A 22,257-nucleotide genomic window follows, 5' to 3' on the forward strand; every position below is an offset into this window, starting at 1 on the left:
GTGGCGCTGCGCTTACCGGGGCTACAAAACAATAAACCCGGCGCAAGCCGGGTTTATTGTTTTAATTACCGGGGTTTTGTAGGCCTGATAAGCGTAGCGCCATCAGGCATTAACCCGAGTAACGATGTTACATGCGTTCTACGGTTTCGATACCCAGGGTATCCAGACCCAGCTTCAGGGTCTTCGCCGTCAGCTGCGCCAGCTTCAGGCGGCTGTTGCGTACCGCTTCACTCTCGGCCGAGAGAATAGGGCAGTGCTCGTAGAAGCCGGAGAACAGGCCAGCCAGATCGTACAGGTAGGCACACATCACGTGCGGCGTACCGTCGCGGGCCACTACGGACAGCGTCTCTTCGAACTGCAGCAGGCGCGCCGCCAGCTGTGCTTCGCGATCTTCGCTGATGATGACCTGCGCCTGGGCCAGCGCGCTGTCGTCGATCTCAGCCTTACGGAAGACGGACAGCACGCGGGTGTAGGCATACTGCATGTACGGCGCGGTGTTGCCTTCGAAGGCCAGCATGTTATCCCAGTCGAACACGTAGTCGGTGGTGCGGTTCTTGGAGAGATCCGCATATTTCACCGCACCGATACCGACGGCGTTGGCCAGTTTTTCCAGCTCGTCCGCAGGCATGTCCGGGTTTTTCTCGGCCACCAGGCGACGGGCACGCTCCAGCGCCTCATCCAGCAGATCTGCCAGCTTCACGGTACCGCCCGCACGGGTTTTGAACGGCTTGCCGTCTTTGCCCAGCATCATGCCGAACATGTGGTGTTCCAGCGGTACGGAATCCGGTACATAACCGGCTTTACGCACGATGGTCCACGCCTGCATCAGGTGCTGGTGCTGGCGGGAGTCGATGTAATAGAGGACGCGATCGGCATGCAGCGTTTCATAACGGTATTTGGCGCAGGCGATATCGGTGGTGGTGTAGAGGTAGCCGCCATCCTTTTTCTGGATGATGACGCCCATAGGTTCGCCTTCCTTGTTTTTGTACTCATCAAGGAACACCACCGTTGCGCCTTCGCTTTCGACTGCCAGCCCTTTGGCTTTGAGATCGGCCACGATACCGGCCAGCATCGGGTTGTACAGGCTCTCGCCCATCACGTCTTTACGGGTCAGGGTCACGTTCAGACGATCGTAGGTGAGCTGGTTCTGGGACATGGTGATGTCCACCAGCTGACGCCACATCTGACGGAAGTACTCATCGCCGCCCTGCAGCTTCACTACGTAGCTACGCGCGCGCTCGGCAAAGGCTTCGTCTTCGTCGTAGTGCTTTTTCGCGTCGCGGTAGAAACCTTCGAGGTCCGCCAGCGCCATTTCACCGGCGTTATCCTGCTGCTGTTTTTCCAGCCAGGCGATCAGCATGCCGAACTGGGTACCCCAGTCGCCGACGTGGTTCGCGCGGATCACGTTGTGGCCGAGGAACTCAAGGGTGCGCACCGAGGCGTCACCGATAATGGTGGAGCGCAGGTGGCCGACGTGCATCTCTTTCGCCACGTTCGGGGCGGAATAGTCGACGACGATAGTTTGTGCTTCCGGCTTTGCCACGCCCAGACGATCGGATTTCAGGGCCGCATCCACGTGTTGCGCCAGGAAGGCTGGGTCGAGGAAGATATTGATAAAGCCCGGCCCGGCGATTTCGGTTTTGCTGGCGATACCCTGCAGATCCAGATGCGTCAGGACCTGCTCTGCGAGTTGTCGCGGCGCCATGCCCAGTTTTTTAGCCACTGCCATCACGCCATTGGCCTGATAGTCGCCAAACTGTACTTTCGCTGACTGACGAACCTGCGGTTCACAGTCTGCAGGAGCGCCTGCAGCAATCAGTGCCTGACTGACTTTTTCTGAGAGAAGAGCCTGAATATTCACCGGGATACCTTACATTTTTGACGCGCCCATCATGCTGTCGCGTCAGTTAAAGAAATTAGGCCGGGAGTATACTGCAATTGCCCGTTGCCGTCAGCACTGGCTCAAATCAGCGGTTGGTCGCAGCCCGGCAACAGAGTAAATTAACGCTTTTGCATGACGATAAGAGTATCAATGATGGCGAACTGGCAATCAGTTGACGAGCTGCAGGACATTGCGGCCGATTTACCGCGTTTCACCGGGGCCTTTGCGGCGCTTGCCGAACGCCTGGGTCTGACGATCGCCCCGCTGGCGGCGGACCATATCTCCCTGCGCTGCCACCAGAACGCTACCGCCGAACGCTGGCGGCGCGGGTTTGAGCAGTGCGGCGAGCTGCTCTCGGAAAACATCATTAATGGCCGCCCGATCTGCCTGTTCAGGCTGCACGAGCCGGTCTGCGTCGCCCACTGGCGTTTTGACATTGTCGAGCTGCCGTGGCCGGGTGAAAAACGCTATCCCCACGAAGGCTGGGAGCACATCGAAATCGTGCTGCCTGGTGATCCCGACACCCTGAACGCCCGCGCGCTGGCGCTGCTGTCCGACGAGGGCCTAAGCCAGCCCGGGATCGCCGTCAAAACCAGCTCGCCAAAAGGGGAGCGCGAGCGTCTGCCCAATCCGACCCTGGCGGTCACCGATGGCAGCGTGACGGTGAAGTTTCACCCCTGGACCATCGAACAGATCGTCGCCAGCGAAGAATAAGGAGGTTTTATGGCATTGCTTGAGATCTGTTGTTACAGCATGGAGTGCGCCGTCACCGCCGAGGCGCGCGGGGCGGATCGCATTGAACTCTGTGCGGCCACGAAAGAGGGGGGACTGACCCCCTCGTATGGCGTACTGAAATCGGTACGTCAGGCGGTGACCATTCCGGTGCACCCGATTATTCGCCCGCGCGGCGGGGATTTTTGCTACAGCACGGGCGAGTTTAACGCCATGCTGGAGGATATCGCCCTCGTAAAGCAACTGGGTTTCCCGGGGCTGGTGACTGGCCTGCTGAATGAAGACGGTCACATCGATATGCCGCGCATGCGCCAGATTATGGCCGCCGCGCAGGGGATGGCAGTAACTTTTCATCGCGCCTTCGATATGTGCGTAAATCCGCAGCAAGCCGTTGAAAATCTGGCGGAACTGGGGGTGGCGCGCATCCTGACGTCCGGTCAACACTCCTCTGCCGAAAAAGGTATTTCATTAATTAAGGAACTAAATGCACAAACAGGTGTTCCAATAATTATGGCCGGTGCTGGCGTTCGCGCCGCTAACCTGGAAACCTTTTTACAGGCAGGGGTTGAAGAGCTTCACAGCTCGGCAGGCAGATGGTTGCCGTCACCCATGCGCTATCGCAATCAAGGCTTGTCCATGTCAACGGATGCTGAGGCGGATGAATATTCCCGCTATGGCGTGGATGGCGAGTCGGTTGCAGAGATGAAGGCGATAATCGAACGGTATCGCCACTAAACAGTTTTTACCGCGCATCATGTCGCCCAATATGATGCTTGTTTGTACCAGGCCCCTGCAATTTCAACAGGGGTCTTTTTTTGTCCATTTATCCTTCATATTTCAAGCTGCAGCTGCGTTGCCACCTTGCTGCAACTGGAAATATTTTGGATAAAGCGTGCCAGCCGTTAAAACACTACGGCTTGGTGGCAATCAACACCGCACGTACCGGGGCCGGATAACCTTCGATTGTTTTGCTGCTGTCATTCGGGTCGAGGAACTCGGCCAGCGACTCGGTGGTCATCCACTCGGTGCGGCGCTGCTCTTCGGTGGTAGTGACGCAGACATCTGCGATACGGATATCAACAAAACCACACTTCGCCAGCCAGTTCTTCAGCGCCAGCGCCGACGGGATAAAGTAGACGTTGCGCATTTGCGCGTAACGGTCGCCCGGCACCAGCACCGCGTTTTCATCCCCTTCGATCACCAGCGTCTCCAGCACCAGCTCGCCGCCGCTGACCAGCTGATCTTTCAACTGCCAGAGGTGTTCCAGCGGAGAACGACGGTGATAGAGCACCCCCATCGAGAAGACGGTATCAAAGGCGGCCAGCGCCGGAAGCTGCTCAATGCCCAGCGGCAGCAGGTGCGCGCGCTGGTCGTTACCCAGCAGTTTACGCACGGCTTCGAATTGACACAGGAACAGCTGCATTGGATCAATGCCCACCGCCAGATGGGCACCGGCGCCGATCATGCGCCACAGGTGATACCCGCTGCCGCAGCCGACATCCAGAATGGTGCGTCCGGTTAAATCGGACAGGTGCGGTAACACGCGATCCCATTTCCAGTCCGAATGCCATTCGGTATCGATATTGATGCCGTACAGGGAGAACGGCCCTTTACGCCACGGCATCAGATTGCGCATCAGCTTGTCGATACGCACCAACTGGCCTTCGCTCAGCGGCGCTTCGCTTTCGGCGGTGACGCTGTGCAGCAGATCCAGTTTGTACGGGGTCATCTCCGGCAGAAACTCCACCGCATTGCTCCACTGCTTAAACTGGCCGTGCAGGGACTCGCGCTGCCAGGCGGCGATCTGCGCCGGCAGGGTCTCCAGCCAGTGCGCCAGGTGATTTTTAGCAATCAGCTGATAAAAGTTACCGAAATCGATCATGCGTTACCGCCTTTAAGCGCCACCAGAGAGCCAAAATTAAAGCACTGGAACCACAGCTCGCTGTGCTCGAATCCGGCTTTGTGCAGACGGGCCTTGTGGGCTTCAACCGAGTCGGTCAGCATGACGTTCTCCAGCATGCTGCGCTTCTGGCTGATCTCCAGCTCGCTATAGCCGTTGGCACGTTTGAAATCGTGATGCATGTTGAACAGCAGCTCGCCGACGGTGGCATCTTCGAAGCTGAACTTCTCCGACAGCACCAGCGCGCCGCCCGGGTTCAGCCCCTGATAAATTTTGTCCAGCAGCAGCTGACGATCGTCGGGCTCGAGGAATTGCAGGGTGAAATTCAGCACCACCATCGAGGCGTTTTTAATCTCGATATGACGAATATCCCCTTCGACCACCTCAACCGGCGTAGGCGCTTTCCAGGCGTCAATATGGCGGCGGCAGCGTTCAACCATGGCCGGGGAGTTGTCGACGGCGATGATGTGGCAGCCGTCGTGCTTGATGTTACGACGAACCGACAGCGTGGCCGCGCCCAGTGAACATCCCAGATCGTAGACCTGCGTGTTGGGCTGAACAAAACGTTCCGCCAGCATGCCGATCATGGAGATGATATTGGAGTAGCCGGGAACCGAGCGCTGGATCATATCCGGGAAGACTTCAGCTACCCGTTCATCGAAGGTCCAGTCGCCCAGACTGGCGATAGGCGCAGAAAAAAGCGTGTCGCGATCTGACATAACGTAAAAATCCGGGAAAAATAAAGGGGCGTATTGTGCGCTAATGCAATGAGAAAACCAACTCCCACGGCATATACCACAGGTTAGCCAGCACCATTAGCACAAGTGAACACCAGGTGGCGCTCATACCGGAGCGACGCCAGCGGAACAGGCGCTGATGCAGGCCATAGTAGTGCATCAGGCGCCCAAGAATCAGCAGCAGGCCGCAGACATGCACCATCCAGGTCTCAGCACCGTTCATTTCCATAAACAACAGCAGGATCAGGGCCGTCGGAATATATTCCACCGCATTACCGTGAATGCGGATCGCCGTTTGCAGTTCTGAAAACCCACCGTCGCCATAAGAGACGCGGTACAACAACCGCAGGCGCGCAACATCGAACGAAAACTTAATTAACAGTAACGCACCCAGCACCGCATACAGCGCGCAGACCATACAAACTCCCTGTTTTTTGGCAGATGGCATTTCATATGATAGGGGCTGGGATCAGAAAAGAGAAGATTGCTGCGGAATGTTGGGAGCGTCGCCAATGGACGGCGCCACGTCCCGCAAGGCTTGCCAGAGAGCATCGACCAGTTCAGGGGCCTGCGCAATATCGGGGGTATGTAAAAAAAGGTACGGGGTCCCGGTCTGTTCCCACTTCGCCAGGGTTTGCAGCCAGACGGCAAACAGCGCCTGGTTTTGCGGCATATTGTCGCTGCCGATAAAACGCACCATCGGGTTGCTGGCGGTCATCACCGCATGCACCGGCACCTTCGGTTTTTTGCGCTGGGCGTCGATGATGGCCTCGTTGTGCGGCACCGCGGCGTGCACCGGACGGCTGTCGAGAATAGTGCGATTGACCCCGCGCTCGTGCAGGCCGCGGTTGAGCGCTTTCTCCGCCTCGCCTTTCATAAAGAACTCAGGATGACGGACCTCAACGCCGTAGGTGAATTCCCGCGGCAGGGCGTCCAGAAACTGCCACAGCGCAGGCAGATCCCGGGGACCAAAGGTGGCAGGGAGTTGAACCCAGTACTGGCCGATACGGTTGGCCAGCGGAGACAGCCGGGTGAAAAACTCTTCGGTGAGATCGTCGCAGTTGCGCAGCGCGGCCTGATGGGAAATGGTGGCCGGAAATTTAAAGCAGAAGCGAAAGTCGTCGCTGGTCTGCTCCCGCCAGCGCGCCACCACGTCGGCCTTGGGCAGCGCGTACAGCGTGGTGTTGCCCTCCACGCAGTTGAAGTGGCGGGCGTACTCTTCAAGGCCTGTAATGCCCAGCCGCACCCATTTCGGGTGCGACCATTGGGGTAAACCCAGATAGATCATAGTGCGTTAATAATCTCGTCGGTGCTGCGCACCCGGCTGATGCGCGGGAAGATATGCGTCACGCTGGACTGATGCTGTTCGGCGGTGGCCGTGCTGCAGGCATCTTCGGCGATCACCAGATTAAAGCCCAGCTCCCAGGCGTTGCGCGCGGTGGATTCCACGCCAATATTGGTGGCGATCCCACACAGAATAATAGTCTCAATGCCGCGGCGGCGCAGCTGCAGCTCCAGGTCGGTGCCGTAGAAGGCGCCCCACTGGCGTTTGGTCACTTCGATATCGCTGTCGCGCTTGCCGAGGGCCGCGGGATAGGTCCACCAGTTGTCCGGCAGGGCATGGGCCGCGCCCTGGGCATCGACAGGCTGCTTCAGCGCCTCGGCAAAGTCTGCAGACCAGCCCACGCGCACCAGCACCACCGGCGAGCCACTTTCGCGGCATTTTTCCGCCAGGCGCGCGCTGCGGCTGACAACATCCTGCGCCGAATGTGGGCCACCGGCGAAGGGCAGGATCCCTTCCTGTAAATCAATGACTACGAGGGCGGTACGGGAGGCGTCGAGTGTGAACATGGTTTTTCCTGTTAAAGAGTTAGTGTCATGAATACCTTACGCTGAGCCAGCATGTTCCAGGTCTGATATTTTTGTTAATTTTTGTGAGAATATGCAGGATGCGAGCAGCAATCGCGCGTCTGGCGCGCTTCTCTCTTATCGTCTGGCGGAATTTCCAGTATAATAGCCGCCTTTTTTCATCCAGTTTGACATACAGAAAGCTGCGACCTTGTAGCCTGCGGCTAAGTTAAGGGATATCTCATGCGTACAGAATATTGCGGGCAGCTGCGTCAGTCCCACGTCGGACAGCAGGTGACCCTGTGTGGTTGGGTCAACCGTCGTCGTGATCTTGGCAGCTTAATCTTTATCGATATGCGCGACCGCGAAGGCATCGTGCAGGTATTTTTCGATCCGGATCGTGCCGACGCGTTAAAGCTGGCCTCTGAGCTGCGTAATGAGTTCTGCATCCAGGTGACCGGCACCGTGCGTGCGCGTGACGAAAAGAACATCAACAGCGACATGGCGACCGGCGAGATCGAAGTGCTGGCAACCGATCTGATCATCATTAACCGTTCAGAATCACTGCCGCTGGATTTCAACCACGTCAATACCGAAGAAGCGCGTCTGAAATATCGCTACCTCGACCTGCGTCGTCCGGAGATGGCCGACCGCCTGAAGACCCGTGCGAAAATCACCAGCCTGGTGCGCCGCTTTATGGACGATCACGGTTTCCTCGATATCGAAACCCCGATGCTGACCAAAGCGACCCCGGAAGGCGCGCGTGACTACCTCGTGCCATCCCGCGTTCATAAAGGCAAATTCTACGCGCTGCCACAGTCTCCTCAGCTGTTCAAACAGCTGCTGATGATGTCCGGCTTTGACCGTTACTACCAGATTGTTAAATGCTTCCGCGACGAAGATCTGCGTGCTGACCGTCAGCCTGAATTTACCCAGATCGACGTCGAGACCTCCTTCATGACCGCCGAACAGGTGCGTGAAGTGATGGAAGCGCTGGTGCGCAGCCTGTGGCAGGACGTGAAGGGTGTGGATCTGGGCGACTTCCCGATCATGACCTTCGCCGAAGCGGAACGTCGCTACGGCTCCGACAAACCAGACCTGCGTAACCCGATGGAGCTGGTGGACGTTGCGGACCTGGTGAAAGGCGTTGAGTTCGCCGTCTTCTCCGGCCCGGCGAACGATCCTAAAGGCCGCGTGGCTGCCCTGCGCGTACCGGGTGGCGCGTCTCTGAGCCGTAAGCAGATCGACGACTACGGCAACTTCATCAAGATTTATGGCGCGAAAGGTCTGGCTTACATCAAAGTCACCGAGCGTGCGAAGGGTATCGAAGGCATCACCAGCCCGGTGGCCAAATTCCTCAACGCTGAGATCGTTGAATCCATTCTGGCGCGCACTGAAGCCCAGGACGGGGACATGATCTTCTTCGGCGCGGACAACAAGAAAGTGGTTGCCGATGCCATGGGCGCGCTGCGTCTGAAGCTGGGTAAAGATCTGAACCTGACTGACGAAGCCAAATGGGCGCCGCTGTGGGTCATCGACTTCCCAATGTTCGAAGACGACGGCGAAGGCGGTCTGACCGCGATGCACCACCCGTTCACCTCGCCGAAAGACATGAGCGCGGCAGAGCTGAAAGCGGCACCGGAAGAGGCAGTGGCTAACGCCTACGATATGGTCATCAACGGCTACGAAGTGGGCGGCGGTTCCGTGCGTATCTACAGCGGTGAAATGCAGCAGACCGTGTTCGGCATTCTGGGCATCAACGAACAGGAACAGCGCGAGAAGTTCGGCTTCCTGCTCGACGCCCTGAAGTACGGTACGCCTCCGCACGCGGGCCTGGCCTTTGGTCTGGATCGCCTGACCATGCTGCTGACCGGTACCGACAACATTCGTGACGTTATCGCATTCCCGAAAACCACCGCCGCTGCCTGTCTGATGACCGAAGCGCCAAGCTTTGCTAACCCAACCTCCCTGAGCGAGCTGGGTATCGAAGTGGTGAAAAAGGAAGAGAAAAACTGATATGACATATAAGCTTCCCGTTTCTGTCTTAGTTATCATTTATGCCCAGGACACGAAGCGGGTGCTGATGTTGCAGCGGCGCGACGATCCCGCGTTCTGGCAGTCGGTAACCGGCAGCCTGGAAGAGGGTGAAACCGCGCTGCAGGCCGCCGCGCGCGAAGTAAAGGAAGAGGTCGCCATTGACGTTGCTCGCGAGCAACTGACCCTGAAGGACTGTCAGCGCACGGTGGATTTTGAAATTTTTAGCCATTTACGTCATCGCTATGCGCCGGGGACTGAACGCAATACGGAATCCTGGTTCTGCCTTGCGCTTCCTCACGAGCGGGAGATCGTGTTCACCGAACACCTGACCTACCGCTGGGTTAACGCGGCCGACGCCGCAGCCTTAACCAAGTCGTGGAGCAACCGGCAGGCGATTGAAGAATTTGTAATTAACGCCGCCTGAGAGGGCGCGCTTTTTGGAGAACTTTTTATGGCAGGTCATAGTAAGTGGGCCAACACCAAACACCGCAAAGCGGCACAGGATGCCAAACGCGGTAAGATCTTTACCAAAATCATTCGTGAACTGGTCACCGCAGCCCGTCTGGGCGGCGGCGATGCCGGCTCCAACCCACGTCTGCGTGCGGCGATCGATAAAGCGCTGAGCAACAACATGACGCGTGACACCCTGAACCGTGCTATCGCCCGTGGCGTAGGCGGCGACGATGACACCAACATGGAAACCATCATTTATGAAGGTTACGGTCCAGGCGGCACGGCGGTAATGATTGAATGCCTGTCCGACAACCGTAACCGTACCGTTGCCGAAGTGCGTCACGCTTTCACCAAAACCGGTGGCAACCTGGGTACCGACGGTTCCGTGGCCTACCTGTTCAGCAAAAAAGGGGTGATCTCCTTCGAGAAAGGCGACGAAGACGTGATCATGGAAGCGGCCCTGGAAGCGGGTGCTGAAGACGTTGTGACCTATGACGATGGCGCGATTGACGTCTATACCGCATGGGAAGAGATGGGCGCGGTACGTGATGCGCTGGAAGCGGCGGGTCTGAAAGCTGACGCGGCTGAAGTCACCATGATCCCGTCCACCAAAGCGGACATGGATGCGGAAACCGCACCAAAACTGCTGCGTCTGATCGACATGCTGGAAGATTGCGACGATGTGCAGGAAGTTTACCACAACGGCGAAATCTCCGACGAGGTTGCGGCGACGCTGTAATGGCCGAGCTTAAACCGACAGCCGGAGCGGCGTGATGGCGATTATTCTCGGTATCGACCCGGGCTCACGCATCACCGGTTATGGCGTTATTCGCCAGGTCGGGCGTCAGTTGACCTATCTTGGCAGCGGGTGTATCCGTACCAAAGTGGACGATCTGCCGTCGCGTCTGAAGCTCATCTACGCAGGCGTGACGGAGATCATTACCCAGTTCCAGCCGGACTATTTCGCCATCGAACAGGTGTTTATGGCGAAAAATGCCGACTCGGCGCTGAAGCTCGGTCAGGCACGCGGCGTGGCGATTGTCGCGGCGGTGAACCAGGATCTGCCGGTGTTTGAATACGCCGCGCGGCAGGTCAAGCAAACCGTGGTGGGGAACGGTGGGGCAGATAAAACCCAGGTGCAGCACATGGTGCGGACCCTGTTAAAACTGCCCGCCAATCCGCAGGCGGATGCCGCCGATGCCCTGGCGATCGCCATTACCCACTGCCACGTCAGCCAGAACGCGATGCAGATAAGTGAATCGCGGCTCAATCTGGCGCGCGGTCGATTGCGCTAAATGTGAAATCAGGCTGGATGTTTATCCAGCCTTTTTTTATTATGGCAGCGGTAACTTTTAGCCCTTAACGCAGGAGCGTCACGTGATAGGCAGACTCAGAGGCATCATCCTAGAAAAACAACCCCCGATAGTGCTGCTTGAGGCCGGAGGCGTGGGCTACGAAGTGCATATGCCAATGACCTGCTTCTATGAATTGCCGGACGCGGGCAAAGAGGCGATTGTCTTCACCCACTTTGTGGTGCGCGAAGATGCCCAGCTGCTGTTTGGCTTTAACAACAAGCAGGAGCGTACGCTGTTTAAAGAGCTGATCAAAACCAACGGCGTGGGGCCAAAGCTGGCGCTGGCGATCCTCTCCGGGATGTCGGCTCCGCAGTTTGTGAACGCCGTTGAGCGCGAAGATCCCGCCGCCCTGATTAAACTCCCGGGCATCGGCAAGAAAACGGCCGAGCGTCTGATTGTCGAGATGAAAGACCGCTTTAAAGGGCTGCATGGCGATCTGTTTACCCCGGCGGCCGATCTGGTGCTGACCTCGCCTGCCGGCCCGACCGCCGATGATGCGGAACAGGAAGCGGTTGCCGCGCTGGTGGCGCTGGGCTATAAACCTCAGGAAGCGAGCCGTATGGTCAGCAAAATTGCTAAACCGGACGCTACCAGTGAAACCCTGATTCGTGAAGCGCTGCGCGCTGCATTGTGAGGTAAAGGATGATTGAAGCAGACCGTCTGGTCTCGGCAGGCAGCGTTCAGACAGAAGATCTGGTGGACCGTGCGATCCGCCCGAAGCTGCTGGATGAGTATATTGGCCAGCCGCAGGTGCGCTCGCAGATGGAGATCTTTATCCAGGCGGCAAAACTCCGCGGCGATGCCCTCGATCACCTGCTGATTTTTGGCCCGCCAGGCCTCGGGAAAACCACGCTTGCCAATATCGTTGCCAACGAGATGGGCGTCAATCTGCGCACCACCTCCGGCCCGGTGCTGGAGAAGGCGGGCGATCTGGCGGCGATGCTGACCAACCTCGAACCCCACGATGTCCTCTTTATCGATGAGATCCACCGCCTCTCTCCGGTGGTGGAAGAGGTGCTCTATCCGGCAATGGAAGACTACCAGCTGGATATCATGATCGGCGAAGGCCCGGCAGCGCGTTCGATTAAAATCGATCTGCCGCCGTTCACCCTCATTGGTGCCACCACCCGCGCGGGCTCCTTAACCTCGCCGCTGCGCGACCGTTTCGGCATTGTGCAGCGCCTGGAGTTTTATCAGGTGCCCGATCTGCAGCACATTGTCAGCCGCAGCGCACGTTACATGGGGCTGGAGATGAGCGAAGAGGGGGCCTTTGAAGTGGCGAAGCGTTCCCGCGGTACGCCGCGTATCGCCAACCGCCTGCTGCGTCGCGTGCGAGATTTCGCCGAGGTGAAGCACGACGGCTCTATTTCCCATGAGATCGCCGCGCAGGCGCTGGACATGCTGAATGTAGATGCCGAAGGGTTTGACTATATGGACCGCAAGCTGCTGCTGGCGGTACTGGACAAGTTCTTTGGTGGGCCGGTCGGGTTGGATAACCTGGCGGCGGCGATTGGTGAAGAGCGTGAGACCATTGAGGATGTGCTGGAGCCGTACCTGATCCAGCAGGGCTTTTTGCAGCGTACGCCACGCGGGCGCATGGCGACGGTGCGCGCCTGGGATCACTTTGGCATTACGCCACCGGAGATGCCTTAACTTCTGCGGAAATTGCCGGATGGCGTCTACGCCTTATCCGGCCTACAGGTTTTTGTAGCCCCGGTAAGCACAGCGCCACCGGGGAGCGGCTCAGCTGGCAGGCTTTTTCATCATGCTGAAGATAAACAGCGCTGCTGCACACAGCACCACCGACGGTCCGGCAGGGGTGTCATAAAACGCCGAGAAGGTTAACCCGCCGGTCACGGCAATCATCCCGACCCCCACGGCAACGCTGGCCATCTGCTCCGGCGTGCGGGCAAAACGACGCGCGGTGGCGGCGGGTATGATTAACAGCGACGTAATAATCAGCGCCCCAACAAACTTCATCGCCACGCCAATGGTCAGCGCGGTCACCAGCATCAGCAGCAGTTTGACACGCTGCAGCTTCACCCCATCCACAAAGGCTAAATCCGGGCTGATGGTCATCGCCAGCAGGTTACGCCACTGCCACAGCAGGACAGCCAGCACGATCACCACCCCGATGGCGATGGCGATCAGATCGTCCGGCGTCACCGCCAGCAGGTCGCCAAACAGATAGGCCATCAGATCCACACGGATGTTAGACATCAGGCTGACCACCACCAGACCCAGCGACAGGGCGCTGTGGGCCATAATCCCGAGCAGCGTATCCACCGCCAGGTGCGGGCGTTTTTCCAGCCACACCAGACCGGCCGCCAGCAGCAGCGTTACCGCAATCACTGCGTAGAACGGATTCACATCCAGCAGCAAACCAAACGCCACCCCCAGCAGGGAAGCGTGGGCGAGGGTATCGCCAAAATAGGACATCCGACGCCAGACGACAAACGAGCCCAGTGGACCCGCCGCGCAGGCAAGCATCATCCCGGCCAGCCAGCCGGGCAATAATAATTCAATCATGAGTTACCGTTTCCCCGGCGCAGGACAATGCGTCCCTGCAAATCATGGCGATGGTTGTGATGGTGGCGATAAATGCCCAGCTGTTCGGCACCGCGCGGGCCAAACATCGAGATAAACTCAGGGTGCATGGAGACCACTTCCGGCGTGCCAGAGCAGCAGATGTGGTGGTTCAGACAGAGCACTTCGTCCGTTTTGGCCATCACCAGATGCAGGTCGTGGGATACCATCAGCACGGCGCAGTCCAGCTCTTTACGCAGCTGGTCGATCAGGTCGTACAGCGCCACTTGTCCGTTGACGTCCACTCCCTGGGTCGGCTCATCGAGCACCAGCAGCTGCGGCCTGTTGAGCAGGGCGCGGGCAAGGAGCACGCGCTGGGTCTCACCGCCGGAGAGTTTTTGCAGAGGCGCGTCGATCAGATGCCCGGCCTGCACCCGCTTGAGCGCGGGCAGAATGTCCTCTTTACGCGTGGCGGGACGCAGACGCAGAAAACGGCTGACCGTCAGCGGCAGGGTGGCGTCAAGATGCAGCTTCTGCGGTACATAGCCGATGCGCAGCTGTCGGTCACGCTTGATAAGGCCGCTGTCGGGTGCTACCAGGCCCAGCACCACGCGCACCAGCGTCGATTTACCCGCGCCATTAGGACCAAGCAGCGTCAGAATTTTACCGGGTTTCAAATCCAGCGAAACGTCAGAGAGGACGCGGCGCTGACCAAATGAAACCGAAATGTTTTCGAGAGATACCAGATTCGTCATGTCAATTTTATGCTTGCAGAAGTCATCGAATGTTATAATATCACATTCCGCCCACTCATTACGATGAATAGTCGCATTATGTTACAGAAAAATACGCTTCTTTTCGCAGCATTATCCGCTGCCCTTTGGGGTTCAACAGCACAAGATGTTAACGCCGCCGTTGTCGCTTCGCTTAAGCCGCTCGGTTTTATCGCTTCCGCTATCGCAGATGGGGTAACAGAAACGCAGGTATTATTGCCTGATGGTGCCTCTGAACACGACTATTCCCTGCGTCCTTCGGATGTAAAACGCTTACAAAACGCGGACTTAGTCGTATGGATTGGTCCGGAGATGGAAGCTTTCATGCAAAAGTCGGCAAATCAGCTGCCGGAAGCAAAACAGGTAAGCATCGCTAATCTTCCGGGTGTGAAACCGCTTCTCATGAAAGGGTCTGATGATGACGATCATGACCACGATCACGGGAGTGCTGAAGGGGAAAAAGGTGACGAGCATCACCATCACGGTGAGTACAACATGCACCTTTGGCTTTCCCCTGAGATAGCGCGCCTTTCGGCGGTTGCAATCCATGAAAAATTAGTGGAACTTATGCCGCAAAGTCGAGCCAAACTTGACGCCAACCTGAAGGATTTTGAGGCACAACTTGCCGCAACCGATAAGCAGGTGGGTACCGAGCTCGCACCACTGAAAGGTAAAGGATATTTCGTTTTTCATGACGCCTACGGCTACTATGAAAAACACTACGGTCTCACGCCGCTTGGCCACTTCACCGTCAATCCAGAAATTCAACCCGGTGCGCAGCGTTTACATGAAATCAGAACACAGTTGGTTGAGCAGAAAGCGTCCTGCGTTTTTGCTGAGCCACAGTTCAGGCCAGCGGTCGTTGAAGCCGTGGCAAGGGGTACGTCCGTGCGTATGGGCACCCTTGACCCACTGGGAACCTCTATCCAGTTGAGCAAAGCGAGCTATTCGCAGTTCCTCAGCCAACTGGCGAACCAGTATGCGAGCTGCCTGAAAGGAGATTAACGAGGAAGTGAATACGTGCAACAGATAGCCCGCTCTGTCGCCCTGGCATTTAATAATTTGCCCCGGCCCCACCGCGTCATGCTGGGGTCGCTTACTGTTCTCACCTTAGCGGTCGCCGTCTGGCGGCCCTATGTTTACCACCCAAATTCTGCCCCTGTTATTAAAACCATCGAGCTGGAAAAGAGTGAAATTCGCTCGCTGTTACCTGAAGCCAGCGAACCTATCGATCAGGCCCCGCAGGAAGAAGAAGCCATTCCCCAGGATGAGCTTGACGATAAAACCGAAGCCGAGGTGGGCGTACATGAATATGTCGTCTCTACCGGCGATACGTTAAGCAGCGTTCTGAATCAGTACGGCATTGAAATGGGCGAGATCAGCCAGCTTGCCGCAGCCGATAAAGACCTGCGTAACCTGAAAATTGGTCAACAGCTCTCCTGGACCCTGACCGATAACGGCGATTTACAGCGCCTGACCTGGGAAGTCTCCCGTCGTGAAACCCGCACCTACGATCGTGTTGAAAACGGTTTCAAGATGACCAGCGAAATGCAGCAGGGCGACTGGGTTAACAGCGCCATCAAGGGCACCCTGAGCGGCGGCAGTTTCGTGGCCAGCGCGCGTGATGCGGGGCTGACCAGCGGTGAAATCAGTTCGGTGATCAAAGCCATGCAGTGGCAGATCGACTTACGTAAATTGAAAAAAGGCGATACTTACGCGGTGCTGATGTCCCGCGAAATGCTGGACGGCAAGCGTGAGCAGAGCCAGCTGCTTGGGGTACGTTTACGCTCGGACGGGAAAGATTACTACGCGATCCGCGCCGAAGACGGCAAATTCTACGATCGCAACGGTACCGGGCTGGCGAAAGGCTTCCTGCGCTTCCCGACCTCGAAGCAGTTCCGCGTCTCCTCGAACTTTAACCCGCGCCGTCTGAACCCGGTCACCGGCCGCGTGGCCCCGCACCGCGGTGTGGACTTTGCCATGCCGCAGGGGACACCTGTTCTGGCGGTCGGTGATGGCGAAGTGGTCATGGCAAAACGCAGCGGTGCGGCGGGTTATTACGTGGCCGTGCGTCACGGGCGTACCTACACCACCCGCTATATGCACCTGCGTAAGCTGCTGGTGAAGCCGGGTCAGAAGGTGAAGCGTGGCGATCGCATTGCGCTGTCGGGCAACACCGGTCGTTCTACCGGCCCACACCTGCACTATGAAGTGTGGATCAACCAGCAGGCGGTCAACCCGTTAACGGCGAAGCTGCCGCGTACCGAAGGGCTGACCGGCAAAGACCGCAGCGACTACCTGGCGCAGGTCAAAGAGGTTATTCCGCAGCTCAGTATTGATTAATCCTGCAGCAATAAAAGCCGATGCATAACTGCATCGGCTTTTTCTTTTGTGCCTTGCGCATGGCCTCGCTAAACTAACGCATTACTCTTTAAAGCATCACCCGCCCTGGAAAAAGCATGGAAACCCAAAAAAACAACAGTGAATACATTCCGGAATTTGAGAAATCCTTTCGTCATCCGCGCTTCTGGGGCGCCTGGCTGGGTGTGTATGCCTTTGCAGGTATTGCGATGCTTCCGGTGTCCGTGCGCGACCCGCTGCTTGGTAAAGTGGGCCGTCTGGCGGGCAAGCTGGGTAAAAGCGCACGCCGTCGCGCGCAGATAAACCTCTTCTACTGCTTCCCGGAGAAGAGCGAAGCGGAGCGTGAGGCGATCATTGATGAGATGTTTACCACCGCGCCGCAGGCAATGGCGATGATGGGCGAGCTGGCGTTACGCGGGCCGGAAAAGATCGTCGGCCGCGTTGACTGGAAAGGGCTGGAGATCATTGAGGAGATGCGTCGCAACGACGAAAAGGTGATCTTCCTGGTACCGCACGGCTGGGGCGTGGATATTCCGGCGATGCTGATGGCGTCGCAGGGCCAAAAAATGGCGGCAATGTTCCACAACCAGGGGAACAAGATTTTCGATTATGTGTGGAATACGGTGCGTCGTCGCTTTGGGGGCCGCCTGCATGCCCGTAACGACGGCATCAAACCTTTTATCAAGTCCGTACGCCAGGGCTACTGGGGCTACTATCTGCCTGACCAGGATCACGGGCCGGAACATAGCGAGTTTGTCGACTTCTTCGCTACCTATAAGGCGACGCTGCCCGCCATTGGCCGGTTGATGAAGGTCTGCCAGGCGCGGGTGATCCCGCTGTTCCCGATTTACGATGGCAAAACCCATCGCCTGACCATTGAAGTGCGTCCGCCGATGGACGATCTGCTCACCGCCGACGACAACACCATTGCGCGCCGGATGAACGAAGAGGTGGAGATTCTGGTGGGGCCGCATGCGGAGCAGTATACCTGGATCCTGAAGCTGCTGAAGACGCGCAAGCCGGGCGAGAAAGAGCCCTACAAGCGCAAAGAGCTCTATCCGAAGAAATAAAAAATCCCCCGGCTTCGGGGGATTTTTTTGCCCGGCGGCGCTTCGCTTGCACGGGCCTACGAACCTGTAGGCCGGGTAGCGCAGCGCCACCCGGCAAAACAGTCGACTTATTCGACGGTCATCACGCGGGTGGTGTTGGTGGAACCGATGGTGCTCATCACATCGCCCTGGGTCACGATGACGATATCACCCGAGACCAGATAGCCTTTGTCGCGCAGCAGGTTCACGGCGTCGTTCGCCGCGGCCACGCCGTCGCTGTTGCTGTCGAAGAACACCGGCGTCACGCCGCGATACAGCGCGGTCAGGTTCAGGGTGCGCTCATGACGGGACATGGCGAAGATTGGCAGACCGGAGCTGATACGTGAGGTCATCAGCGCGGTGCGGCCGGATTCGGTCATGGTGATGATCGCGGTCACGCCTTTCAGGTGGTTAGCCGCGTACATCGCGGACATCGCAATGGCTTCTTCCACGTTGTCGAACTGGATGTCCAGACGGTGCTTGGAGACGTTGATGCTTGGGATCTTCTCTGCGCCCAGGCAGACGCGCGCCATCGCGGCCACGGTTTCCGCCGGATACTGGCCGGCTGCGGTTTCGGCTGACAGCATCACCGCATCGGTACCGTCGAGCACGGCGTTTGCCACGTCCATTACTTCCGCACGGGTCGGCATTGGGTTGGTGATCATCGACTCCATCATCTGGGTCGCGGTGATCACGGAACGGTTAAGCTGACGGGCACGGCGGATCAGCGCCTTCTGGATCCCCACCAGTTCCGGGTCGCCAATCTCAACGCCCAGATCACCGCGGGCCACCATCACTACGTCAGAGGCGAGGATAATGTCATCCATCGCGTCCTGGCTGCAGACCGCTTCAGCACGTTCCACTTTGGCAACGATTTTGGCATCGCAACCTGCGTCGCGCGCCAGACGGCGGGCATAGTTCAGATCTTCGCCGCAGCGCGGGAAGGAGACGGCCAGGTAGTCAACGCCAATTTCGGCCGCGGTGTGGATGTCGGCTTTGTCTTTTTCGGTCAGGGCTTCAGCAGAAAGACCGCCGCCCAGCTTGTTAATGCCTTTATTGTTGGAGAGCGGGCCGCCAACGGTTACTTCGGTGAACACCTTCATGCCCTGAACTTCCAGCACTTTCAGCTGAACGCGGCCGTCGTCAAGCAGCAGGATATCGCCCGGCACGACGTCAGCAGGCAGGCCTTTGTAGTCGATGCCGACTTTCTCTTTGTCACCTTCGCCTTTGCTCAGGTTGGCATCAAGCAGGAATTTGTCACCGATATTGAGGAAAACTTTGCCTTCCTTAAAGGTGGATACACGGATTTTTGGACCCTGCAGGTCGCCGAGGATAGCTACATGACGTCCCAGTTTTGCCGCGATCTCACGGACCTTATCCGCACGTAATTTATGATCTTCCGGTGTTCCGTGAGAGAAGTTCATACGTACCACGTTGGCACCTGCAGCGATGATTTTCTCGAGGTTATTATCGCGGTCAGTAGCCGGGCCTAAAGTGGTAACGATCTTGGTTCTGCGAAGCCTTCTGGACATGTAATACTCCGTTGTCTGAAACAACCTGGTGTTGCGTGAACGATGATTCGGCACGTTGTCCGCCGTAATACCAACAGGAAACTTACCGAACGCCGAAAAAAGTAACAACTTTATAAGTGACGATCAGGGAACTTCACCCTTAATGAACAACTCTTTATCAAAACGCGATTCCTTGAGCGCTTCTTTGACCCGCTTCAAGTTATCTCTGAATTTCGCCCCGCGGCGCAGGGTAAAGCCGGTAGCCAGCACGTCGATGACGGTCAGCTGCGCCAGACGCGACACCATCGGCATGTAGATATCGGTATCTTCTGGCACGTCGAGGGTGATCGCCAGCGTCGCTTCCCGCGCCAGCGGCGTACCGGTGGTGGTAAGGGCAATCACCATGGCATCGTTTTCACGCGCCAGCTGAGCCAGTTCCACCAGGCTTTTGGTACGACCAGTATGCGATATCAGAACCACCACGTCATCTTCGTTACAATTCATACAACTCATGCGTTGCAGCACGATGTCGTCGGAATAGATAACCGGGACATTAAAACGGAAAAACTTATTCATCGCATCGTGCGCGACGGCGGCGGATGAACCGAGACCAAAGAAGGCGATCTTCTTGGCTTGAGTCAGCAGATCGACTGCCCGGTTAACGGAACCCATATCCAGCGACTGCCGGACCTGGTCCAGCGTCGCCATCGCCGATTCGAAAATTTTACCGGTGTAGGCTTCCACGCTGTCGTCTTCATCGACATTGCGGTTTACATAGGGTGTGCCGTTAGCCAGACTTTGCGCCAGATGCAGTTTAAAATCGGGATAGCCACGCGTCTCCATGCTGCGGCAGAAGCGGTTGACGGTCGGTTCGCTGACCCCCGACTCCTGGGCAAGCGTGGCGATGCTGGAATGAATGGCCTGAGCGGGGGCGGCGAGAATTACTTCAGCCACTTTTCGCTCGGATTTGCTAAGGTGTTCCAGTTGAAACTGGATTTTTTCCAGCATGTTCATTTTTAACACGGCGCTCATCGGTGGAAACGATTTCATTAAGGGGTGAAATTGCGATTCGAATTAGCAAGAATATACGCCTGTGATTTGCCGAAAAGGGCAAACCCCGAAAAAAATGTTGTTGTTTTTTTTCATTACTTGATCGCTGTCGGATTTTAGCAACGGCCTGACAGCGCAAAATTTCACCCGTTTCATCGTCACGATCCCCGAGCCGCCGATCCCGGTGCGAAATATCGCCGTATCGCACGGGAGGATAAGCGCAAATGGTTTCGGGAATGACATAAAAGCAGTAGAGTGCATGTAATAAAATTACAACGATATTCTGGCAAAAGCACCAGGGTATCCAACTGAGGAGAATGACATGGCGGTAACGCAAACAGCCCAGGCATGTGACCTGGTCATTTTCGGCGCGAAAGGCGATCTTGCACGCCGGAAATTGCTGCCTTCCCTGTATCAACTGGAAAAAGCGGGTCAAATCCACCCGGAGACGCGCATCCTGGGCGTGGGTCGTGCCGACTGGGATAAAGCCGCGTATACCAAAGTCGTGCGCGAAGCGCTGGAAACTTTCATGAAGGAGAAGATCGATGAAAGTTTGTGGGATACGCTGAGTGGACGCCTCGATTTCTGCAACCTCGACGTGAACGACACGTCGGCCTTTGCCGATCTGGGCGCGATGCTCGATCAGAAAAATCGCGTCACCATTAACTACTTCGCCATGCCACCCAGCACCTTCGGAGCCATCTGCAAAGGGTTGGGCGAAGCTAAACTGAACGCCAAACCGGCGCGCGTGGTGATGGAAAAACCGCTGGGTACCTCGCTGGCGACCTCCCGCGAAATTAACGACCAGGTCGGAGAGTACTTCGAAGAGTGCCAGGTCTACCGTATCGACCACTACCTCGGTAAAGAGACGGTACTGAACCTGCTGGCGCTGCGCTTCGCTAACTCCCTGTTCGTCAATAACTGGGATAACCGCACCATCGATCACGTGGAGATCACCGTGGCGGAAGAGGTCGGTATTGAAGGGCGCTGGGGTTACTTTGACCAGGCCGGTCAGATGCGCGACATGATCCAGAACCACCTGCTGCAAATCCTCTGCATGATCGCCATGGCACCGCCGTCGGATCTCTCCGCAGACAGCATTCGTGACGAGAAGGTGAAAGTGCTGAAGTCCCTGCGCCGCATCGATCGCTCTAACGTGCGTGAGAAAACCGTCCGCGGTCAGTACACCGCCGGTTTCGCCCAGGGTAAAAAAGTGCCGGGCTATCTGGAAGAAGAGGGCGCAAATAAAACCAGCAGCACCGAAACCTTCGTCGCCATCCGCGTGGATATCGACAACTGGCGCTGGGCGGGCGTGCCGTTCTACCTGCGTACCGGTAAACGTCTGCCGACCAAATGCTCTGAAGTGGTTGTCTACTTCAAGAACCCGGAGCTGAACCTGTTCAAAGAGTCCTGGCAAGAGCTGCCGCAGAATAAACTGACCATCCGTCTGCAGCCGGACGAGGGTGTGGATATTCAGGTGCTGAACAAGGTCCCAGGCCTCGATCACAAACACAACCTGCAGACCACCAAGCTGGATCTGAGCTACTCCGAAACCTTCAACCAGAACCATCTGGCGGATGCGTATGAACGTCTGCTGCTGGAAACCATGCGTGGGATCCAGGCCCTGTTTGTGCGTCGTGACGAAGTGGAAGAGGCATGGAAATGGGTCGACTCCATCACCGAAGCCTGGGCTGCGGATCAGGATGCACCGAAACCGTATCAGGCGGGTACCTGGGGACCGGTCGCCTCTGTGGCGATGATCACCCGTGACGGCCGCTCCTGGAACGAGTTTGAGTAAATTTACCGCTAATCCTTAGGGGTTATTTTACCGGTAACATGATCTGGCTCAGGCCAGCGCACAATAATTAATCATTTAAGCTCCGTGTGGATTTCCACCCGGAGCTTTTTTTATTACACTGCCGGAAGCGATTTTGCCCCAGAGCTCCGGCAATCAAGCGTTTCAGCGATGTTATAGCCTGCTAAACACTTTGTTAATTCCAGAGC

General features: G+C 57.1%; 22 protein-coding genes. 12 read left to right on the forward strand and 10 right to left on the reverse strand.

The features are described 5' to 3' along the window. Positions 1-127: 127 nt before the first annotated feature. The gene (gene argS, locus WFO70_RS02955) at positions 128-1,861 is read right to left on the reverse strand and encodes an arginine--tRNA ligase (protein WP_337014591.1); all 1,734 of its coding nucleotides are present in this window, start codon (positions 1,859-1,861) and stop codon (positions 128-130) included. Positions 1,862-2,035: 174 nt separating this feature from the next. On the opposite strand from argS, the gene WFO70_RS02960 reads away from it, so the two are divergent. Next, the gene (locus tag WFO70_RS02960; RefSeq protein WP_337014592.1) at positions 2,036-2,596 is read left to right on the forward strand and encodes a VOC family protein; all 561 of its coding nucleotides are present in this window, start codon (positions 2,036-2,038) and stop codon (positions 2,594-2,596) included. A 9-nt stretch (positions 2,597-2,605) separates the two neighbouring features. Further along, entirely contained in the window at positions 2,606-3,349 is a 744-nt protein-coding gene (cutC, locus tag WFO70_RS02965; protein ID WP_337014593.1) for a copper homeostasis protein CutC, read from the forward strand. Positions 3,350-3,524: 175 nt separating this feature from the next. Here cutC and cmoB read toward each other — a convergent pair whose 3' ends face one another. Genes cmoB through WFO70_RS02990 form a run of 5 tightly spaced genes read right to left on the reverse strand, consistent with a single transcriptional unit; the run spans position 3,525 to position 7,102 of the window. Then, complete coding sequence (gene cmoB / locus WFO70_RS02970; protein WP_337014594.1) at positions 3,525-4,496, reverse strand: tRNA 5-methoxyuridine(34)/uridine 5-oxyacetic acid(34) synthase CmoB; 972 nt, start codon at positions 4,494-4,496, stop codon at positions 3,525-3,527. Further along, complete coding sequence (gene cmoA, locus WFO70_RS02975) at positions 4,493-5,233, reverse strand: carboxy-S-adenosyl-L-methionine synthase CmoA (RefSeq protein ID WP_337014595.1); 741 nt, start codon at positions 5,231-5,233, stop codon at positions 4,493-4,495. Before cmoA ends, cmoB begins: the two co-directional genes overlap by 4 nt. A 40-nt stretch (positions 5,234-5,273) precedes the next feature. After that, a complete protein-coding gene (locus WFO70_RS02980) occupies positions 5,274-5,669 on the reverse strand; it encodes an MAPEG family protein (protein WP_337014596.1) in 396 nt (131 codons plus the stop codon). 51 nt (positions 5,670-5,720) lie between these two features. Further along, positions 5,721-6,539, reverse strand: a complete 819-nt coding sequence (locus WFO70_RS02985; protein WP_337014597.1) for a DUF72 domain-containing protein — start codon at positions 6,537-6,539, stop codon at positions 5,721-5,723. Further along, positions 6,536-7,102: a hydrolase gene (locus WFO70_RS02990; protein WP_337014598.1), complete on the reverse strand. Its 567-nt coding sequence runs from the start codon at positions 7,100-7,102 to the stop codon at positions 6,536-6,538. Before WFO70_RS02990 ends, WFO70_RS02985 begins: the two co-directional genes overlap by 4 nt. Before the next feature lie 240 nt (positions 7,103-7,342). Here WFO70_RS02990 and aspS point away from each other — a divergent pair, with 240 nt between their 5' ends. The 6 genes from aspS to ruvB all read left to right on the forward strand — a co-directional run bounded on the left by aspS (position 7,343) and on the right by ruvB (position 12,597). Continuing rightward, on the forward strand, positions 7,343-9,115 hold the full coding sequence (gene aspS, locus WFO70_RS02995) for an aspartate--tRNA ligase (protein ID WP_337014599.1): 1,773 nt from the start codon (positions 7,343-7,345) through the stop codon (positions 9,113-9,115). A gap of 1 nt (position 9,116) precedes the next feature. Next, complete coding sequence (gene nudB / locus WFO70_RS03000; protein ID WP_337014600.1) at positions 9,117-9,560, forward strand: dihydroneopterin triphosphate diphosphatase; 444 nt, start codon at positions 9,117-9,119, stop codon at positions 9,558-9,560. A 27-nt stretch (positions 9,561-9,587) separates the two neighbouring features. Beyond that, positions 9,588-10,328, forward strand: a complete 741-nt coding sequence (locus WFO70_RS03005; protein WP_032611949.1) for a YebC/PmpR family DNA-binding transcriptional regulator — start codon at positions 9,588-9,590, stop codon at positions 10,326-10,328. Positions 10,329-10,362: 34 nt separating this feature from the next. Next, a complete protein-coding gene (gene ruvC, locus WFO70_RS03010; RefSeq protein ID WP_337014601.1) occupies positions 10,363-10,884 on the forward strand; it encodes a crossover junction endodeoxyribonuclease RuvC in 522 nt (173 codons plus the stop codon). 82 nt (positions 10,885-10,966) lie between these two features. After that, a complete protein-coding gene (gene ruvA, locus WFO70_RS03015) occupies positions 10,967-11,578 on the forward strand; it encodes a Holliday junction branch migration protein RuvA (RefSeq protein WP_142489973.1) in 612 nt (203 codons plus the stop codon). 8 nt (positions 11,579-11,586) lie between these two features. Next, positions 11,587-12,597 carry a Holliday junction branch migration DNA helicase RuvB gene (gene ruvB, locus WFO70_RS03020; protein WP_142489972.1) on the forward strand — a complete coding sequence of 337 codons (1,011 nt, stop codon included), beginning with the start codon at positions 11,587-11,589 and terminating at the stop codon, positions 12,595-12,597. A gap of 90 nt (positions 12,598-12,687) precedes the next feature. Here the strand turns inward: ruvB and znuB are convergent, their stop codons facing one another. Together znuB and znuC are read right to left on the reverse strand one after the other, a co-directional pair. Then, entirely contained in the window at positions 12,688-13,473 is a 786-nt protein-coding gene (gene znuB, locus WFO70_RS03025) for a zinc ABC transporter permease subunit ZnuB (protein ID WP_337014602.1), read from the reverse strand. Then, entirely contained in the window at positions 13,470-14,225 is a 756-nt protein-coding gene (gene znuC / locus WFO70_RS03030) for a zinc ABC transporter ATP-binding protein ZnuC (protein ID WP_337014603.1), read from the reverse strand. The genes znuB and znuC overlap by 4 nt, the downstream gene beginning before the upstream one ends. Positions 14,226-14,303: 78 nt before the next feature. Here znuC and znuA point away from each other — a divergent pair, with 78 nt between their 5' ends. From znuA to lpxM, 3 genes are all read left to right on the forward strand, one after another. Beyond that, positions 14,304-15,248: a zinc ABC transporter substrate-binding protein ZnuA gene (znuA, locus tag WFO70_RS03035; RefSeq protein ID WP_337016579.1), complete on the forward strand. Its 945-nt coding sequence runs from the start codon at positions 14,304-14,306 to the stop codon at positions 15,246-15,248. Between the two features lie 15 nt (positions 15,249-15,263). Further along, complete coding sequence (gene mepM, locus WFO70_RS03040) at positions 15,264-16,586, forward strand: murein DD-endopeptidase MepM (RefSeq protein WP_337014604.1); 1,323 nt, start codon at positions 15,264-15,266, stop codon at positions 16,584-16,586. A 116-nt stretch (positions 16,587-16,702) separates the two neighbouring features. Then, positions 16,703-17,674 carry a lauroyl-Kdo(2)-lipid IV(A) myristoyltransferase gene (lpxM, locus tag WFO70_RS03045; protein ID WP_337014605.1) on the forward strand — a complete coding sequence of 324 codons (972 nt, stop codon included), beginning with the start codon at positions 16,703-16,705 and terminating at the stop codon, positions 17,672-17,674. A 107-nt stretch (positions 17,675-17,781) separates the two neighbouring features. Here the strand turns inward: lpxM and pyk are convergent, their stop codons facing one another. After that, on the reverse strand, positions 17,782-19,224 hold the full coding sequence (gene pyk / locus WFO70_RS03050; RefSeq protein ID WP_337014606.1) for a pyruvate kinase: 1,443 nt from the start codon (positions 19,222-19,224) through the stop codon (positions 17,782-17,784). A 123-nt stretch (positions 19,225-19,347) separates the two neighbouring features. Continuing rightward, positions 19,348-20,253: a MurR/RpiR family transcriptional regulator gene (locus tag WFO70_RS03055; protein WP_337014607.1), complete on the reverse strand. Its 906-nt coding sequence runs from the start codon at positions 20,251-20,253 to the stop codon at positions 19,348-19,350. Positions 20,254-20,575: 322 nt separating this feature from the next. Between WFO70_RS03055 and zwf the strand changes: the two genes are divergently transcribed. After that, positions 20,576-22,051 (forward strand): glucose-6-phosphate dehydrogenase, encoded by a 1,476-nt coding sequence (gene zwf, locus WFO70_RS03060; RefSeq protein ID WP_337014608.1) that lies wholly within the window; start codon positions 20,576-20,578, stop codon positions 22,049-22,051. Positions 22,052-22,257 lie beyond the last annotated feature (206 nt).

Origin of the sequence: Leclercia sp. AS011 (assembly GCF_037152535.1) — a bacterium.
Lineage (GTDB): Bacteria > Pseudomonadota > Gammaproteobacteria > Enterobacterales > Enterobacteriaceae > Enterobacter.

What these genes read in the sequence shown, in the direction of transcription:
- WFO70_RS02960 (WP_337014592.1), top strand. Translation starts at nt 2,036, where the DNA reads ATGGCGAACTGGCAATCAGTTGACGAGCTGCAGGACATTGCGGCCGAT.
- cutC (WP_337014593.1), top strand. Translation starts at nt 2,606, where the DNA reads ATGGCATTGCTTGAGATCTGTTGTTACAGCATGGAGTGCGCCGTCACC.
- znuA (WP_337016579.1), top strand. Translation starts at nt 14,304, where the DNA reads ATGTTACAGAAAAATACGCTTCTTTTCGCAGCATTATCCGCTGCCCTT.
- lpxM (WP_337014605.1), top strand. Translation starts at nt 16,703, where the DNA reads ATGGAAACCCAAAAAAACAACAGTGAATACATTCCGGAATTTGAGAAA.
- pyk (WP_337014606.1), bottom strand. Translation starts at nt 19,224, where the DNA reads ATGTCCAGAAGGCTTCGCAGAACCAAGATCGTTACCACTTTAGGCCCG.
- WFO70_RS02985 (WP_337014597.1), bottom strand. Translation starts at nt 6,539, where the DNA reads ATGATCTATCTGGGTTTACCCCAATGGTCGCACCCGAAATGGGTGCGG.
- WFO70_RS02980 (WP_337014596.1), bottom strand. Translation starts at nt 5,669, where the DNA reads ATGGTCTGCGCGCTGTATGCGGTGCTGGGTGCGTTACTGTTAATTAAG.
- cmoA (WP_337014595.1), bottom strand. Translation starts at nt 5,233, where the DNA reads ATGTCAGATCGCGACACGCTTTTTTCTGCGCCTATCGCCAGTCTGGGC.
- znuB (WP_337014602.1), bottom strand. Translation starts at nt 13,473, where the DNA reads ATGATTGAATTATTATTGCCCGGCTGGCTGGCCGGGATGATGCTTGCC.
- zwf (WP_337014608.1), top strand. Translation starts at nt 20,576, where the DNA reads ATGGCGGTAACGCAAACAGCCCAGGCATGTGACCTGGTCATTTTCGGC.
- ruvB (WP_142489972.1), top strand. Translation starts at nt 11,587, where the DNA reads ATGATTGAAGCAGACCGTCTGGTCTCGGCAGGCAGCGTTCAGACAGAA.
- znuC (WP_337014603.1), bottom strand. Translation starts at nt 14,225, where the DNA reads ATGACGAATCTGGTATCTCTCGAAAACATTTCGGTTTCATTTGGTCAG.
- WFO70_RS02990 (WP_337014598.1), bottom strand. Translation starts at nt 7,102, where the DNA reads ATGTTCACACTCGACGCCTCCCGTACCGCCCTCGTAGTCATTGATTTA.
- nudB (WP_337014600.1), top strand. Translation starts at nt 9,117, where the DNA reads ATGACATATAAGCTTCCCGTTTCTGTCTTAGTTATCATTTATGCCCAG.
- aspS (WP_337014599.1), top strand. Translation starts at nt 7,343, where the DNA reads ATGCGTACAGAATATTGCGGGCAGCTGCGTCAGTCCCACGTCGGACAG.
- WFO70_RS03005 (WP_032611949.1), top strand. Translation starts at nt 9,588, where the DNA reads ATGGCAGGTCATAGTAAGTGGGCCAACACCAAACACCGCAAAGCGGCA.
- cmoB (WP_337014594.1), bottom strand. Translation starts at nt 4,496, where the DNA reads ATGATCGATTTCGGTAACTTTTATCAGCTGATTGCTAAAAATCACCTG.
- ruvC (WP_337014601.1), top strand. Translation starts at nt 10,363, where the DNA reads ATGGCGATTATTCTCGGTATCGACCCGGGCTCACGCATCACCGGTTAT.
- WFO70_RS03055 (WP_337014607.1), bottom strand. Translation starts at nt 20,253, where the DNA reads ATGAAATCGTTTCCACCGATGAGCGCCGTGTTAAAAATGAACATGCTG.